Here is a 16,071-nt window from a genome sequence, read left to right on the forward strand (position 1 = left end):
TTCATGAACAGCTCCCCAAAGAACGTCTGGAAATTGTCATTAACAGGCTAAATGGAAATGAGAGAAAACTGACATTTTCACCAAAGGGCGCACGATACGATATTCTTTGTAAGGAGCTAAGTGAATATGACAATACTTGCGATTGATACATCCAATTTAACACTTGGAATTGCTTTAGTGAGAGATGGAAAAGTGATAGCTGAACATCTCTCACATCTGAAAAAAAACCACTCCATTAGAGCAATGCCAGCAATTGTTGAATTGCTTAAGGAGTGCGGCTTACAAACAGCTGATTTAACTAAAATTGTTGTGGCTAAAGGTCCTGGATCTTATACAGGCGTACGGATCGGTGTCACAATTGCAAAAACGCTGGCATGGTCTTTGCAGCTTCCGGTTGCAGCCGTTTCCAGCCTTGAAGTGTTAGCCGCAAACGGTCGTTATTTTTCTGGTCTGCTTTGTCCGCTTTTCGATGCAAGGCGCGGGCTAGTTTATACAGGATTATACCATTATGAGGAAAGCAACAAGTTGATTGCTTTAGAAAACGACCAAAATATTTTGTTTGAAGCTTGGCTACAAAAGCTTAAAAAAATAGACAAGCAAGTGTTGTTTCTCGGTCATGATACAGAAATCTATAAGGAAATGATTGAACAAATTCTCGGTCAACAAGCGATGATTGCAGAACCTGCTCTTCAGCTTCCTCGTCCATCTGAACTAGCTTTAATTGGAGAGCTTAAAGAACCTGAACCCGTACATGGCCTCGTTCCTAACTATCTTCGTTTGGCTGAAGCTGAAGCTTTATGGCTGGAAAAACAAAAGTAACGGGTGAAGTGATATGATTATAAGGGATATGAGCACGAAAGATTTAGATCAAGTCATTAAAATTGAACAGCACTCGTTTCCAACCCCGTGGAAAAAGGAATCGTTTTATCATGAGCTTCATCATAATATATATGCTCATTACCTTGTCATTGAAATCGAAGAGCAAGTCATCGGTTATTGCGGAATTTGGATTGTGTTGGATGATGCACAAATTACGAACATTGCCATCACACCCGCATATCGAGGGCGCTCCTATGGAGAGACTCTTTTAATGGCTGCTATGAATCGGTGTCGAATAGAAAAGGCGGAACAGCTTTCTCTTGAAGTCAGGGTGTCCAATCATATTGCACAAAGATTATATCGAAAACTCGGTTTTCAACCCGGGGGAATTCGTAAAAACTATTATAGCGATAATGGAGAAGATGCTTTATTAATGTGGGTGAATTTGAATGAATCATAAAAAAGACTTATATGTACTTGGAATTGAAACTAGCTGTGATGAAACTGCTGTTGCGATTGTAAAAAACGGCACGGAAATCATTACGAATGTCGTTGCATCACAAATTGAAAGCCATAAACGTTTTGGAGGAGTAGTGCCAGAAATTGCTTCAAGACACCATGTAGAACAAATCACCATTGTGCTTGAGGAAGCTCTATTAAAATCAGGGATGTCCTTTAATGAGATCGATGCGATCGCGGTAACAGAAGGACCTGGGCTTGTCGGTGCGTTATTGATTGGGGTAAACGCTGCGAAAGCACTTAGTTTTGCCCACAATATTCCACTGGTAGGTGTTCATCATATCGCAGGCCATATTTATGCTAATCGCCTTGTAAAGGAACTATGTTTCCCTGCACTGGCTTTAGTTGTCTCAGGAGGGCATACTGAACTTGTTTATATGAAAGAACACGGATCATTTGAAGTAATTGGGGAAACGCTTGATGATGCTGCAGGTGAAGCATATGATAAAGTGGCTAGGACGATGGGGCTACCTTATCCTGGCGGTCCCCATATTGATAAATTAGCTCAACAAGGAACTGCAAATGTACCATTGCCTCGGGCTTGGCTTGAAGAAGGCAGTTATCATTTCAGCTTCAGTGGATTAAAATCGGCGGTGATCAATACGCTTCACAATGCATCACAAAAAGGGGAGACAATCTCACCAGAGGACTTGTCGGCTAGTTTTCAAGAAAGCGTCATTGAAGTGCTCGTCACCAAAACGGAACGCGCTGCAAAAGCATTTCATGTCAAACAGATTTTGCTTGCCGGGGGAGTCGCTGCAAATAAAGGGTTAAGAACAGCGCTTGATCAGACATTTTCCAAATACACGGATATTGAGTTATTAATTCCGCCCCTTTCATTATGCACAGACAATGCGGCTATGATTGCAGCTGCAGGTGCTGTGGCGTTTGAAAAAGGAATAAGAGGAAAATATGATATGAATGGCCACCCTGGCTTGGAATTGTTTTCTTACTAGACTTTACAGCTGATAAAAGTAATTAACATTTTATTCACATCTATCCACAGACCTGTGTATAACATTAAATAACCTGTTATATAGACCTTTTTAACCTGTTGATAATGTGCATAAATATTATATTTTTTGTGGATAATGTGGGTAAATCGTTTTCATTCTTGTAAATAGAGCTTTTGTTTTGTGGATAACAAAAAACCGCTTCGGAATGTATGAAGCGGTTTTTTGAATTAATCTGTTGAAAGTCCTTCCCATTCAGCTAATAACTGATCAAGTTCCTCATTCAGCTGTTCATTTTCGGAATTGATTTCTTGAACCTTTTTATGATCTTGAAATACATCTGAATCACATAACAATTGTTCATTTTTCTCAATTTGTTCCTCAAGGTTGGTGATTGTTGATTCGATTTCTTCAATGCGACGTTGCCGTTGTCGTTCTTTTCTCTTCCACTCTTTCTCTTCTTCATAACTTCGTTTTGAACTAGTTTTTTCGGTACTCGTTTGTTTGTGGACATCTGTCTTTTGTTTTTCAAACTCTTCGAGTTCAAGCTGTTGGGCTTTTTTTTCTGTGTAATAATCATAGTCTCCTAAGTATTCTTCTGCTTTTTCAGATGAAAGCTCAAATACCTTTGTCGCGATACGGTTGATAAAATAACGGTCATGGGACACGAATAAAATTGTACCAGGGTAATCAATCAGAGCATTCTCTAATACTTCTTTACTGTCTAAATCAAGGTGGTTTGTCGGCTCATCCAGAATAAGAAAATTAGCTTTTTGAAGCATGAGTTTTGAAAGAGCAAGCCTAGCTTTTTCTCCACCACTTAAAGCATGCACTGGCTTTAATACATCATCCCCAGAAAACAGAAAATTCCCTAAACATGTTCGAATATCTTTTTCATTTAACTCAGGATAATCATCCCAAAGCTCGTCCAACACACGTTTTGAAGAAGTAAGTGCAGCTTGTTCTTGATCATAATAGCCGATTGAGACATGTGAACCTGTTGAAATTGTTCCTGAGACAGGTTTTAGTCTTTGAATCAGTGTTTTTAAAAGAGTTGATTTACCAATACCGTTCGGACCGACGAGTGCCACGCTTTCTCCGCGGGTAATATGAAAGTTTAATGAGCGAAGGATCGGCGGCTGATTTTGATAACTGACTGTTAAATCTTGAACTCTTAAAACATCGTTTCCGCTTTGTTTAGAAATTTCAAATTGAAAGGATGCTGATTTTTCATCGCCGAGCGGTTTCTCCATCACATCCATTCGTTCGAGCTGTTTTCTCCTACTTTGTGCTCGTTTTGTTGTTGAAGCTCTGGCTAAATTCCGCTCAACGAAATGTTGGAGTTTGGCAATCTCGTCATGTTGTTTTTCATACAACTTCATTTCCCTTTCAAGCTGTTCGGCCTTAAATTGCAGATAAGAGCTATAGTTTCCTTGATATTTTTTGCTTTGTGTACGGGAAATCTCGTAAACTTGTGTAACGACTTTATCAAGAAAATACCTGTCATGAGAAACGATTAAAATGGCGCCGCTATAGTTTTGTAAATATTGTTCCAACCATGTTAATGTATCAATGTCCAAATGGTTTGTCGGTTCATCGAGAATAAGGAGCTCGGGTTTTGTTAAAAGCATTTTCCCAAGCGCAAGCCTTGTTTTCTGTCCGCCGCTTAAATCCTGAACTCGAGCAGAGTCATCAAATCCGGCAAAGCCAAGTCCATGAATGATAGACCTGACCTCAGCTTCATATTGATAACCACCTTTATCTTTAAATTCCTGCTGGAGTCTGTCATATGTTTTCATTAAACTTTCTAGCTTTTGGGAGTCGACCGCTGCCATTTGCTCTTCAATCGAACGCATCTCTTTTTCTATTGCTTTCAAAAATTCAAATACTGTTAGCAGTTCTTCTTTTAGAGTCAGCTTCGAATCGAGTCCTGAGTGTTGGTCAAGATAACCTATTGTGAGATCTTTAGGCTTGACCATGTCGCCTTCATCATAAGACATTTGACCAGCGATCATTTTTAACAAAGTTGATTTACCAGCTCCATTCCGGCCAACGATCGCAATTCGATCCCGAGATCTGACTTCCAGTTTTATATTTGTTAAAATTTTATCGGCTCCAAACGATTTTGAGAGCTGATTAACTTGTAAGATCATCATGATATTCACCTCTTGTTTGCTAATTTAAGTGTAGCTTATCGGAAAGCTGTCAGCAAACAATTAAAAGAAGTCTGGAAGAATTTAACCAAAAGAAACAGACAGAATGAAAAAAATAGTGTAAAATCGTTATGAGGAGAGTTATAGATATGAATGAATTTACACATTTCAATGAACAAGGCAGAGCCAGGATGGTTGACATAAGTGAAAAGGAAGCTTCGGTTCGCATCGCTGTAGCTGTTTCAAGTGTAACAATGAGCAAATCGGTTTATGAAAGTATTACCAATCAGCAAATTGGAAAAGGCGATGTTTTAGCTGTAGCCCAAGTAGCCGGTATTATGGCTGCGAAACAAACATCTGATATGATTCCCATGTGCCATCCAATTGCACTAAAAGGAGTCGATATTTCCTTTCAGTGGGAAGAGCAAGAAGTGAAAAGCATTCTGCACATACGATCTATGGTGAAGACAAAGGGAAGTACAGGTGTTGAAATGGAAGCGTTAACTTCAGTTAGTGTGTGTGCGCTGACCGTTTATGACATGTGTAAAGCTGTGGATAAGGGAATGGTAATAGGTCCTACCGCTCTTCTTGAGAAGACGGGTGGAAAAAGTGGTGATTTTAAAAGGGGAAAAGTCGGTATAAATACGGAGGATCACTTATGAACATGGATCATTCAAAAATTCCGCAAGCGACAGCGAAACGATTGCCGTTATATTATCGTTTTTTGAAAAACCTTCATGCATCAGGGAAGCAGCGTGTTTCATCTGCTGAGTTAAGTGATGCAGTAAAAGTCGATTCCGCCACAATTCGCAGGGATTTTTCCTATTTTGGCGCACTGGGTAAAAAGGGTTATGGTTACAATGTCAACTACTTATTGTCTTTTTTTAGAAAAACACTTGATCAGGACGAAATGACAGATGTGATTTTGATTGGTGTAGGGAATTTAGGGACAGCCTTTTTGAATTACAATTTTATTAAAAACAATAATACAAGAATTGCAATGGCTTTTGATATCAATAAGGATAAGATCGGAACGGAGATTGGCGGTGTTCCTGTCTATGATCTGAACAAGCTTGAGGAACATATGGGGGATAACATTCCTGTTGCCATTTTAACTGTTCCTGCTCAAGCTGCTCAATCCATTACAGATCGGCTGGTGGAACTCGGTATTAGAGGAATTCTCAATTTTACGCCGGCTCGTTTGAATGTGCCGGAGCATATTCGAACTCATCATATAGATTTAGCGGTTGAACTTCAGTCACTGGTGTATTTTCTAAAACATTATTCAATGAAAGAGGGAAGCGTAAAATAAAGGAAAGGGGGCTCATTTTTTATGCCGACAATCGGTCCTGGAAGCTTTATTTTAATCGTTGTGGTGGCGCTGTTAATATTCGGTCCGAAAAAACTTCCTGAACTAGGAAAAGCGGCGGGTAACACGTTGCGCGAATTTAAAAATGCAACCAAAGGGTTAGCGGATGATGATACTGATAAAAAGAAAGAGAATCAGTAGGTTAGGGTGACATTAATGAAAGAAAAAGAAATGTCACTTGCACAGCACATCACAGAACTTCGCAGACGTCTATTGTTTATGATTGTCTTTTTTGTCTTGTTTGTCACAATAGGCTTTTTTCTTGCAAAGCCGGTTATCATTTACTTGCAACAGACAGATGAAGCAAAACGGCTTACCCTTAATGCCTTTAAGCTGACAGACCCCTTATTTGTGTATGTGCAGTTTGCATTCATCATTGGCGCAGTATTAACATCACCGTTGTTTTTTTATCAAATATGGGCTTTCATCAGTCCAGGTCTTTATGAAAAAGAACGAAAAGTGACGTTAAACTATATTCCAATTTCGATTATACTTTTTCTGGGCGGGATTGCCTTTTCTTACTTTATTTTGTTTCCGTTTGTTGTTGATTTTATGACAAATATCACCGAGGATCTCCATGTTAATCAAGTCATTGGCATACATGAGTACTTTCAATTTTTATTGCAATTAACATTGCCTTTTGGCCTTTTATTTCAGATGCCTGTGGTCATCATGTTTTTCACAAGGCTCGGGCTGTTGACACCGATGTTTTTAGGAAAGATCAGAAAGTATGCCTATTTCGTTCTCTTTGTCATTGCAGCATTGATTACACCTCCTGATCTTATGTCTCATTTAATGGTATCAGTGCCTTTATTAATTCTTTATGAAGTCAGTATTGCAATTTCAAGAGTATCTTACCGACAGGCTCAAAAAACTGTCATACAGGAAGAAAATCAATCGTTTGCCAATCGTCAAACAAAATAAAGAGCCATCAGTGGCTCTTTATTTTTTACGGTTCAGTTTACTTGATAAGACGAACATTTTAATGGAAATGCTGATATTATAAGCGGCAAACAACATGAGAAGAACTGTGTAGAAAGACCACATATCCCCTGGTGAAGTTGCAGCTAAATAAGTAAACAGCACACCTGTTAACAAATAAATCAATCCCCAAAACATCGGGCTTCTCATCATAAAAATCCTCCAATAATTAATTGCATGTTATCAGCACGTTGTAAAAAATCTTCAATAGGTTCCCGAAACACTTGAACGAGCACGACAAGTGTATTCATGGCAACATGGGCAAAAATAGGAACAATAATTCTGTTTGTTCTAACGTATAAAAAGGCGAAAGTAAAGCCCATCGCTGTATAAATTAAAATGTGGGTAAAATCGAAATGCACAAGTGAAAACATGAAAGAACTGAACAAAGCAGCAATGAAAAAGTTTGTCTTTTCATAGATCACCCCAAACGCAATCTTTCTAAAAATAATTTCTTCCAAAATAGGACCGAGCAAAGAAGAGACGATAACCATTAGCGGCAATGTTTGGATGACTTCCATAATTTTTTGTGTATTTTTCGATTCAGGACTAACACCGAATAAATTCATTTCAATCATTGCAGCAATTGATTGGGCAAACAGGGCGAGGAAAACACCGCCGATCGCCCATAATATTGAAACTCCAGGTGATGCTTTTGGGCGCTTTCTGAGCGTTGTCTTCGGCAACGTCCTCATGATAAGTAGAACGATCACAAGACAGAGTGAAAAGGAGATGACAGACCAGACACCTACCCATGTAAGGTACGTTTTCTGAGACATCTGACCTTTCCCTACTAGCCAGCTAGAAACGAGAAAGGTTATGAATTGCATGCCGACATATGTCAAAATAATATACCAATATTGTTTTCGCAAGCCGTATGTACTCCTTTTTTAAAGTATTAAAACAAACTATTTTTTTATTGTAACACACTCTTTTTAAATTATAGGCTAATAAAGAACACTAAGAAAATTGGCATTATGAAAATTTTTCATGCTTATCACTTGAAATTGCCTGAGAGATTATTTATTATAAGAGTTGTGTTAGCACTCATTGGGTGTGAGTGCTAAAATTACATATGAAAATATTGAGGAGGTTGTTTCATTGTTAAAGCCATTAGGTGATCGCGTTGTCATTGAGCTCGTTGAGTCTGAAGAAAAAACTGCTAGCGGAATCGTACTTCCTGACTCCGCAAAAGAAAAGCCCCAAGAGGGTAAAGTGGTTGCTGCCGGTTCAGGCCGTGTATTAGAGAGCGGAGAGCGCGTTGCGTTAGAAGTCAAAACAGGCGACCGCATTATCTTCTCAAAATATGCTGGTACCGAAGTGAAATATGAAGGTGCTGATTACTTGATTTTACGTGAAAGCGACATTTTAGCTGTTATTGGCTAAGCCATAAATAAATCTTTACACAATCTTGAGGAGGTTTGAAAAACATGGCAAAAGATATTAAGTTTAGCGAAGAAGCACGCCGTTCAATGCTCAGAGGTGTAGATGCATTAGCGGATGCTGTAAAAGTGACTTTAGGACCAAAAGGACGCAATGTTGTTCTTGAGAAAAAATTCGGTTCTCCATTAATCACAAATGACGGTGTAACAATTGCCAAAGAAATCGAACTAGAAGATGCTTTTGAAAACATGGGTGCGAAGCTAGTTGCTGAAGTTGCCAGCAAAACGAACGATGTTGCCGGTGACGGAACAACAACAGCAACAGTTCTTGCTCAAGCGATGATTCGCGAAGGCTTGAAAAACGTAACAGCTGGTGCTAACCCTGTGGGCGTACGTAAAGGGATTGAGCAAGCTGTTTCTGTAGCAATTGAAAACTTGAAAGAAATTTCTAAACCGATCGAAGGCAAGGAATCAATTGCTCAAGTTGCTGCAATTTCTGCAGCTGATGAAGAAGTTGGCAGTCTGATTGCTGAAGCGATGGAACGCGTTGGAAACGACGGTGTGATCACAATTGAAGAATCAAAAGGATTTACAACTGAACTTGAAGTTGTGGAAGGTATGCAATTCGACCGTGGCTATGCTTCACCTTACATGGTAACTGATTCTGATAAGATGGAAGCAGTTCTTGATAATCCTTATATCTTAGTAACAGACAAGAAAATCACCAATATTCAAGAAATCCTGCCAGTACTTGAACAGGTCGTTCAACAAGGAAAACCATTGCTTCTGATTGCCGAAGATGTTGAAGGTGAAGCTCTTGCAACACTTGTTGTCAACAAATTGCGTGGAACATTCAATGCAGTTGCTGTAAAAGCTCCTGGATTCGGTGACCGTCGTAAAGCGATGCTTGAAGACATCTCTATTTTGACTGGTGCAGAAGTGATTACAGAGGATTTAGGTTTAGATCTTAAATCAACTGAAATCAGCCAATTAGGACGCGCTTCTAAAGTTGTTGTTACGAAAGAAAACACAACAATTGTTGAAGGTGCTGGCGAATCGGAAAAAATTGCGGCTCGCGTCAACCAAATCCGTGCTCAAGTTGAAGAAACAACTTCTGAGTTCGACAAAGAAAAATTACAAGAGCGCCTTGCAAAACTTGCTGGCGGCGTAGCTGTCATCAAAGTTGGTGCTGCAACTGAAACAGAACTAAAAGAACGCAAACTTCGCATTGAAGATGCCCTTAACTCTACTCGGGCTGCAGTAGAAGAAGGAATCGTATCTGGCGGTGGTACAGCGCTTGTTAATGTATACAAAAAAGTAGCTGATCTAAATGCTGAAGGTGACGAACTAACAGGTGTGAACATCGTTCTTCGCGCCCTTGAAGAACCAATTCGTCAAATCGCACACAATGCTGGACTTGAAGGCTCTGTTATCGTTGAGCGCCTCAAAAAGGAACAAGTCGGAATCGGCTACAATGCAGCAACTGGCGAATGGGTAAACATGATCGAAAATGGTATTGTAGACCCTACAAAAGTAACACGCTCAGCTCTACAAAACGCAGCTTCTGTAGCAGCGATGTTCTTAACAACTGAAGCGGTTGTCGCTGACAAGCCAGAAGAAAAAGGTGCTGCCGGTGCCGGAATGCCTGATATGGGCGGCATGGGTGGAATGGGCGGCATGATGTAAATAGGGTTTTAAAACCTTGTTATATTAAGGTTTTCTAATCCTATAAAGTATTATTGCCCACTTTTTGCCCACAGTGGAAATATTTAAGTAAGCTTCTCATGAGTTTAGCAAACTTGTGGGAAGCTTCTTTTTTTGGCTTAGTAATATGCAGATAGATCAAGCGATCTTAGTTTATTCTGGAATAAGCTAGTCTCAAAGAATGTGGAGGAGTGAGTTAAGAGTTTAAACCTGAATCTTTTCATGGTTTGTGAAGAACCTCTAAATGATTGCCTTCCTTATCTAAAGCGCCATTAATATAGCGACTACATGACTGAATAAATCCTGAACCAGCTTTTATTTTTGTATCTGTGATATCAAGTATGTAAAAACCAAAGGCACAGTCATTCGGACGGTGCTTCTTTTTATTGCATTGGTGAACCAGACTTTGATGATGTTCGGAAAGGGTGCTCTGCCAATTAGTGAGGATCAAGTCAACACGGTAGCAGATGCTTTGTATTTGGTCGGTTCTACAGTGTTTACGATCGTTACGGCAGTTGTGGCTTGGTATAAGAACAACTATGTGACTAGTAAAGGTAAGCAACAAAAAGAAGTGTTAAAACAAAACGGATTAACAAAATGAGAGGGCTGCCGGTTGGCAGCCTCTTTTAATGGTTGAAAATAAAAAATAGAGGTGACTTACAATGGCGGTATCACTAGAAAACTTGATTGATCGCTCTGTTCGGAATATGGGTTCTGGAATCCATCCAGTTGTAAAAGAAACAGCAATCGAAGTCATCAAAAGGACATATAAAGAGAAAATTTATGTGCAAATGACATCTGGCTATCGTTCTTTTGCGGAACAAAATAAGCTGTATGCGAAAGGACGTACTGCACCAGGGGAGATTGTGACTCATGCTAGAGCTGGACAGTCTAACCACAATTACGGTTTAGCCGTAGATTATGTTTTATTATCCTCAGATGGCAAAACAACGAGCTGGACAGTTAATTCCAAATGGAAAAGAGTCGCTCAAATCGCAAAAGCTTTAGGGTTTGCATGGGGAGGGGATTGGAACAGCTTTAAAGATTACCCACATTTAGAGATGACGGGCGGTTTAACTTTAAGGCAATTACAAGCTGGTAAACGTCCGGTTCTCGTATCAAAAGTAAACAATAAAACACCTGCCATTCCTACATCAACTAAGAAGCAGTCTTCAAAGAAGTCATCTTCCAGTGGCGGTCGTGCGATTGTTAGAACGATTCAGAGTACGTTAAATAAACGCTATAAGTTAAATATTAAGGTAGACGGTTATCAAGGTCCTGAAACATACAAAGCTCTGCTTAAGGGCTTCCAGACCGAATTAAATAAGCAATTTCATGCAGGTCTTGTCGTAGATGGGGAATGGGGACCGAAAACTCGTGCGGCAGTCGTAAATGTTCGTAAGGGAGCGAAAGGAAATATCACTTGGATTCTTCAAGCGTTGTTGATCTGTAAGGGATATGATGTGAATGGGCTTGATTCTATCTTTGGTCATGGACTTGAGAAGGCTGTGAGAGATTTTCAAAAGGCGAATGGTCTGGCTGTGGATGGGATTGCTGGGAGAGTTACTTGGACAAGGTTGTTTGCATGAAAAAAGGCCCTTTAATGGGCCTTTTTATTAGGTATTATTCCTCTTCATCCTCATATAAACTATCAAGAAATTCATTAAAATTGTTAGCTAAAAAAAATACATTATCCATATACTCGCCTTCTTCTATATCATGCATCCATATATATATTTTTCCAAAATAGTTACCTGATATACCTATGCAAATCTGGTTTCCTCCTGAATCATCACCAATTGATAGCAGTTCTTGAGGTAATTCACCTTCTAAAGAATCAAACACACTTGATAACTCATCATATTCAGCGCTTATATTCAGCCCATATAAAGTATTTAATGCACTTTCTCCTTGCTCATCAGAAATCTTAAAAACATTTGGATTAACATCCCCACCATTATATTCAAGTAAAAAATTTTTATATTCTTCTGGTAAAGTTACATTATAGTCATCTTCAAATGTTTTTATATTTTCTAAAGATACCTTCTCATTTTCACTAGTCACTGTAGCCATAATATTTTATTACCTCCCGTGATACTTATTTTTACCATTAATTGTTGATTGTCCTCCAATGTGTCTAAAATCAAGATGTATATCTTTTCTAACAAGAATCATTGTCTTCCCATCTTCATGGTGATGCCATGTATATCCTTTTGGTGGTTGATTTGATTTAGGGACTGGTGGAATTGAATCTTTACTTAAACCAGCCTTCTTGTTAGCAGCTTTAAAATCGTCTTGAGGATTTTTTGGCTTTGCAACTTCTATTTCAACAGGTTTTACAGTTGGATGAAAATACTTTGAGAAATCAGGATATCCATTTGGATAACTTACTGATTCTCCTTTTTTATTAGTATAAGTCCAAGTTCCATCACTATCAATAGAGATATCCCCACCCTTTTTATACCATTTTTCAGGTACTGGTGAGTTCATGGGTTTAGTCTCCATAATTTCTTTAGTAAAGTCATCTAACTTTAACTTTTCACCATTTTTATTAGGCTCATGCTTCTTCGGCTTAGAAGACTCATGAGGATGCTTACCAGAAACGGTTCCAGCACCTTTAGTAGACTCGTGAGGCTTTTCCACCTTGTGACCAGCTTCGTGTGGTTTTGATTTTGGTTGATGCGGAGTTTTGGGATCACCGTCACCATGCTTGCCTTTTTGAACATTCTTGCCTTCGTGTTTTTCGGTCTGGCTGTGGATGGGATTGCTGGGAGAGCTACTTGGACAAGGTTGTTTGCATAATAATACACCCCTTGTCTTCAAGGGGTGTATAGTACTAAATAATATAAATAACTTGTTAAGCTATTCTAGAGGAGACAGGTCATACAAGAGAAATCTACTTTAGATCTATTCAATCTCTATATAATTAGCGTTTTTAATCTTTTCAGACCATACTATTTTTAATTCTTCAGTCTCCTCTATCAAAGTAGCTACGTATCCTGTAATATCTACATGTACTTCATCAGAATCATCTGGTTCGGGATTACCTGGATAGGAATGAACTTCTAGAGTATAGCCTTTTTCCCCTCCAAAACCTTGAATTACTGCTTCAAGCCCTAAAATTGGGGGATTAATGTAGACAGCAGGTACTTCCTCGTAAATATAATCGTCTAAGCCTCCAAATGGTAGTCCTCCAAATAGTTTATCAGATATTATTTTTGCTACTTCGTGTATGTCTTTGTTTGATTTAATCGGAAGTAAACATTTAAAATACGGAAATTTTTTCATTTTAATTCTCCTATTCATCTTCAATTATTCTAGTCCCATTTTTATACTTGGAATTAAATTCTTTCTGTGTGTATATTCGAAAGGTGAATTTATCTGGTCTCCCTCTTTTATCTACTCTTCTTAATCCATCTAAATTGTTTTTCAGTACTTTATCTATTTCTTTTTGCATCGCACTTACATTTTTAATTTCACTACCTGACCTCCATACTGTATCTGGTTCAAACTTTGAAGCTAATTTATCACTAACAATAAAAGCATCGATATCAAAGTCTGTCGGATCAAAAGGAGCATTTCCTTTATGAGGACCTTTTTTCCCTGTAGCTAATGAGCCTCTGTACCCAACTTTAGCATCAGGATCAATCTCTTTTATTTTCTTGACAACAGGACTCATTGTTTTTTTAACAGTGTTCATAATTTCTGTTCTAGTCTGAGGTGTCTTTGGTTTAGAAACTCCTTGAGTATCTTTAGGATGCTTACCAGAAACGGTTCCAGCATTTTTATTAGACTCGTGAGGCTTATCCACCTTGTGACCAGCTTCGTGTGGTTTTGATTTTGGTTGATGCGGAGTTTTGGCATCTCCATCACCATGCTTGCCTTTTTGAACATTCTTGCCTTCGTGTTTTTCGGTCACTTTTCCAGTGCTTTTGGTAGCTTCTTTATTCTTCTCAACCTTTTGAATCTGCTCATGTGACTTCGGTTTTTGTTTATGTGGAACTTTAGGTTCTCCGACATGGTCACCTTTCGGAGTCTTCTTAATGCCGTGCCCACCATGAGCTTTTCCACCTTTAGGACTTGTAAAATGATCAAACGACTTCTTGATGAACTGAATCAGCTCGTGTCCAGACTGCCGTAAAGTAAGTGCATGTATAGGAATTCCTTCTGCTGTGAGGAGTTTCCGAGCAACTGGGTTAGGTAAGTCTCCTATTTTTATGAGTCCTTTTTTGATTAGTTCTCCAACTTCCTTGAGATCCTTAACGACTCTGTTTCCTACGACTATCCCAACGTGTCCAGTACCTTTTGCGACTTTTTTGATTGCCGTTTTTCCAGCGCCTTTTATTCCTTGTTTGATAGCTGCTTTTCCAAACTGGCTTGCTCCTTTTTCAGCGATAACTCCAGCTCTTCCAACTCTAGTAGCCGTAGACGCCCCCTTTGCTGGAAGACCACCTGGCAGGAACATACTAACCAGATTTAATTTAACATATTCAGCATAATGCGTTCGTGAATACAAATCTCCATGTACAAAGTTTTTATCCCATTTTTCTTTTACTTCATCCCAAGAAGCATTCCAGGCTTTTTTATAGGGGAATTCGTATGCCGCTATTGTAGTTTTAATTGGACGCAAAGTAGAATTAGACGCATATTTCCCTAGTGTTAGTACCCCTTGACCAGTATCAATTAAAAAATCAAGTTTGGCCTTTTCTTTGGCAGTAGTGATCTGATATAAAGGATACAAGACACCTAAATATTTTTTAGCTCCCTTATCTAAAGTGGCTTTTGTTGTTGTCTCCTTTACAGCCTCTAAACCTGCTATTATACGGTCGAAGGTTTTGTCAGTTTCATCAGCAATTTTCTCTTTTAACTCATATGCACCAACAGCTGCACCTTTTAACCCTTCACCAACGTTTCCTAAAACAGTCGCCGAACCTGCTACAAAGTTTTTTCCAGCCTCTACTGTATTTTGAACTCCTTGGCCAATCATATCTCCTGCTTTATTTAAAGTGCCTAAAAACGGATTATCCCAAAATTCCTTATCTTCTTTAATTTCTGTTAAACGTTCCTGTTGTTCTGGTGAAAGGTTGTTATAACCAATTTCTTTAGCCATTTTAACATATTCATCAGGGTCAGATACATTTGCAAGCTTCTCTTGCAACTCTGCAATTCTGCGGGCTTCTGCTTGCTCTTTTTTCGCATTAATATATGTAGTCGCTTGTTTGTCGGTTTTAATTGCTTCTTTATATAACTTATTCGAGTGAAAAGCCTTCTTATCAAAATACATAGGAGAAGCGCTTTTTCCATTACTTGTGGCTTCCATCAATGCTGATAATTTTTTGGAGACACTTTCAGCTTCAGCCAATGCTTGTGTGTATTCGCCTGTCAAAGATTCATCCAGATCGTCTACAGCATCAATTGCATTTTCCCGAGTTGTTTGTGCTTTTGACATCTCTACTGTGTAATTGTGGTCAGTCCACTTATCCAGATCAACGATGTCGCTCACTCGGTCTATGATCCGATCCATGCTACTCTTGAGAGAGTCAACGATTTGATCGGATTTTTTATCTGCATTTTTTAATTCAGTCTTTAAAAAAGACATTTCAATGTACGAATCGGGCAATTTTTTCGCTTCGATATCACCAGAAACCCCATTAAAAAACGAGATCTGCATATCGGCAAGAGTGATCCAACTGTCGACAACCTCAGCCTGTCCTCTAAAAAACTCTTTAATGTTATCTGCGCCTTTTCCTGTGAAATCATCACCTAAATCTGCCACTCCAAGACAGGCTGTTTTTAGCGTCTGAAGTTTCTCTTTTAGGTTTTTATAATCTTTTTTACGTTGATCGGCTCTTTCAACTAAAGTACTGGCTTCAAAAACTTTAGCTGAACTGTCTAACTCTTTGTCTTTCTTTTTCTTGTCCGCCATCACATTTTCCTTTCAGATAGTTATTTTTTTAAACAACATCATAAAAATACAATCAGTTAAAATTTTATCATGTTAATGAAAAGGGTGGCGGTGAAATATTGCTATTCTAAGAAAATGAATCTTTAGGATTAGGATATTATTCCTATTATAATTGGTTGGAATTTTTAGAGATTTCTAACGTATTATCATCAAATAGACGGTCATATTTCCAAAAGATCAATCATTGTTCATCAAATCAATGAAGGTTTTATTCGAGCGTATTGTT

The 16,071-nt window shown here is 38.7% G+C and carries 19 protein-coding genes (1 of these 19 cut by a window edge); 12 read left to right on the top strand and 7 right to left on the bottom strand.

Features of this window, described 5'->3' with window-relative positions; all coding sequences use genetic code 11:
- The 4 genes in view from tsaE to tsaD are tightly spaced (at most 13 nt apart) and all read left to right on the top strand, a layout consistent with a single transcriptional unit that may run on beyond the window.
- Window positions 1–146: the final stretch of a tRNA (adenosine(37)-N6)-threonylcarbamoyltransferase complex ATPase subunit type 1 TsaE gene (gene tsaE / locus HOO54_RS05315; protein ID WP_172293143.1), read on the top strand. It extends 331 nt beyond the left edge of the window; only the last 146 of its 477 coding nucleotides appear in the window; its start codon lies beyond the left edge, outside the window; its stop codon occupies window positions 144–146.
- On the top strand, window positions 127–819 hold the full coding sequence (tsaB, locus tag HOO54_RS05320) for a tRNA (adenosine(37)-N6)-threonylcarbamoyltransferase complex dimerization subunit type 1 TsaB (protein WP_172293146.1): 693 nt from the start codon (window positions 127–129) through the stop codon (window positions 817–819). Before tsaE ends, tsaB begins: the two co-directional genes overlap by 20 nt.
- A gap of 13 nt (window positions 820–832) precedes the next feature.
- Window positions 833–1,279, top strand: a complete 447-nt coding sequence (gene rimI, locus HOO54_RS05325; RefSeq protein WP_253907621.1) for a ribosomal protein S18-alanine N-acetyltransferase — start codon at window positions 833–835, stop codon at window positions 1,277–1,279.
- Window positions 1,269–2,294 (top strand): tRNA (adenosine(37)-N6)-threonylcarbamoyltransferase complex transferase subunit TsaD, encoded by a 1,026-nt coding sequence (gene tsaD, locus HOO54_RS05330; RefSeq protein WP_172293148.1) that lies wholly within the window; start codon window positions 1,269–1,271, stop codon window positions 2,292–2,294. The genes rimI and tsaD overlap by 11 nt, the downstream gene beginning before the upstream one ends.
- Before the next feature lie 227 nt (window positions 2,295–2,521).
- Here tsaD and HOO54_RS05335 read toward each other — a convergent pair whose 3' ends face one another.
- Window positions 2,522–4,447: an ABC-F family ATP-binding cassette domain-containing protein gene (locus tag HOO54_RS05335; protein ID WP_172293150.1), complete on the bottom strand. Its 1,926-nt coding sequence runs from the start codon at window positions 4,445–4,447 to the stop codon at window positions 2,522–2,524.
- Between the two features lie 146 nt (window positions 4,448–4,593).
- Between HOO54_RS05335 and moaC the strand changes: the two genes are divergently transcribed.
- Genes moaC through tatC form a run of 4 tightly spaced genes read left to right on the top strand, consistent with a single transcriptional unit; the run spans window position 4,594 to window position 6,737 of the window.
- On the top strand, window positions 4,594–5,106 hold the full coding sequence (moaC, locus tag HOO54_RS05340; protein ID WP_172293152.1) for a cyclic pyranopterin monophosphate synthase MoaC: 513 nt from the start codon (window positions 4,594–4,596) through the stop codon (window positions 5,104–5,106).
- Window positions 5,103–5,756 (top strand): redox-sensing transcriptional repressor Rex, encoded by a 654-nt coding sequence (locus tag HOO54_RS05345; protein WP_172293154.1) that lies wholly within the window; start codon window positions 5,103–5,105, stop codon window positions 5,754–5,756. Before moaC ends, HOO54_RS05345 begins: the two co-directional genes overlap by 4 nt.
- A gap of 21 nt (window positions 5,757–5,777) precedes the next feature.
- Complete coding sequence (locus HOO54_RS05350) at window positions 5,778–5,954, top strand: twin-arginine translocase TatA/TatE family subunit (RefSeq protein WP_172293156.1); 177 nt, start codon at window positions 5,778–5,780, stop codon at window positions 5,952–5,954.
- Between the two features lie 15 nt (window positions 5,955–5,969).
- Entirely contained in the window at window positions 5,970–6,737 is a 768-nt protein-coding gene (gene tatC / locus HOO54_RS05355; protein ID WP_172293158.1) for a twin-arginine translocase subunit TatC, read from the top strand.
- Window positions 6,738–6,755: 18 nt separating this feature from the next.
- Here the strand turns inward: tatC and HOO54_RS05360 are convergent, their stop codons facing one another.
- A complete protein-coding gene (locus tag HOO54_RS05360) occupies window positions 6,756–6,944 on the bottom strand; it encodes a YdiK family protein (RefSeq protein ID WP_253907751.1) in 189 nt (62 codons plus the stop codon).
- Window positions 6,944–7,666, bottom strand: a complete 723-nt coding sequence (locus HOO54_RS05365) for a CPBP family intramembrane glutamic endopeptidase (RefSeq protein ID WP_172293162.1) — start codon at window positions 7,664–7,666, stop codon at window positions 6,944–6,946. Before HOO54_RS05365 ends, HOO54_RS05360 begins: the two co-directional genes overlap by 1 nt.
- A gap of 229 nt (window positions 7,667–7,895) precedes the next feature.
- Here HOO54_RS05365 and groES point away from each other — a divergent pair, with 229 nt between their 5' ends.
- The 4 genes from groES to HOO54_RS05385 all read left to right on the top strand — a co-directional run bounded on the left by groES (window position 7,896) and on the right by HOO54_RS05385 (window position 11,469).
- On the top strand, window positions 7,896–8,180 hold the full coding sequence (gene groES / locus HOO54_RS05370) for a co-chaperone GroES (protein ID WP_152850215.1): 285 nt from the start codon (window positions 7,896–7,898) through the stop codon (window positions 8,178–8,180).
- Between the two features lie 44 nt (window positions 8,181–8,224).
- The gene (groL, locus tag HOO54_RS05375) at window positions 8,225–9,862 is read left to right on the top strand and encodes a chaperonin GroEL (RefSeq protein ID WP_172293164.1); all 1,638 of its coding nucleotides are present in this window, start codon (window positions 8,225–8,227) and stop codon (window positions 9,860–9,862) included.
- A gap of 352 nt (window positions 9,863–10,214) precedes the next feature.
- Complete coding sequence (locus HOO54_RS05380) at window positions 10,215–10,481, top strand: phage holin (RefSeq protein ID WP_172299369.1); 267 nt, start codon at window positions 10,215–10,217, stop codon at window positions 10,479–10,481.
- Between the two features lie 61 nt (window positions 10,482–10,542).
- A complete protein-coding gene (locus HOO54_RS05385; RefSeq protein ID WP_172293166.1) occupies window positions 10,543–11,469 on the top strand; it encodes a peptidoglycan-binding protein in 927 nt (308 codons plus the stop codon).
- A 34-nt stretch (window positions 11,470–11,503) separates the two neighbouring features.
- Here HOO54_RS05385 and HOO54_RS05390 read toward each other — a convergent pair whose 3' ends face one another.
- The 4 genes from HOO54_RS05390 to HOO54_RS05405 form a co-directional block, all read right to left on the bottom strand.
- Complete coding sequence (locus tag HOO54_RS05390; RefSeq protein ID WP_172293168.1) at window positions 11,504–11,953, bottom strand: SMI1/KNR4 family protein; 450 nt, start codon at window positions 11,951–11,953, stop codon at window positions 11,504–11,506.
- A 9-nt stretch (window positions 11,954–11,962) separates the two neighbouring features.
- Window positions 11,963–12,523: an HNH endonuclease gene (locus HOO54_RS05395; RefSeq protein ID WP_309244860.1), complete on the bottom strand. Its 561-nt coding sequence runs from the start codon at window positions 12,521–12,523 to the stop codon at window positions 11,963–11,965.
- A 264-nt stretch (window positions 12,524–12,787) separates the two neighbouring features.
- Window positions 12,788–13,168, bottom strand: coding sequence for a hypothetical protein (locus tag HOO54_RS05400; RefSeq protein WP_172293170.1), 381 nt, complete (start codon window positions 13,166–13,168; stop codon window positions 12,788–12,790).
- Window positions 13,169–13,178: 10 nt separating this feature from the next.
- Complete coding sequence (locus tag HOO54_RS05405; protein ID WP_172293172.1) at window positions 13,179–15,806, bottom strand: ribonuclease YeeF family protein; 2,628 nt, start codon at window positions 15,804–15,806, stop codon at window positions 13,179–13,181.
- Window positions 15,807–16,071: the final 265 nt, after the last annotated feature.

The organism is Bacillus sp. WMMC1349 (assembly GCF_013155385.1).
GTDB lineage: Bacteria > Bacillota > Bacilli > Bacillales > Bacillaceae > Bacillus.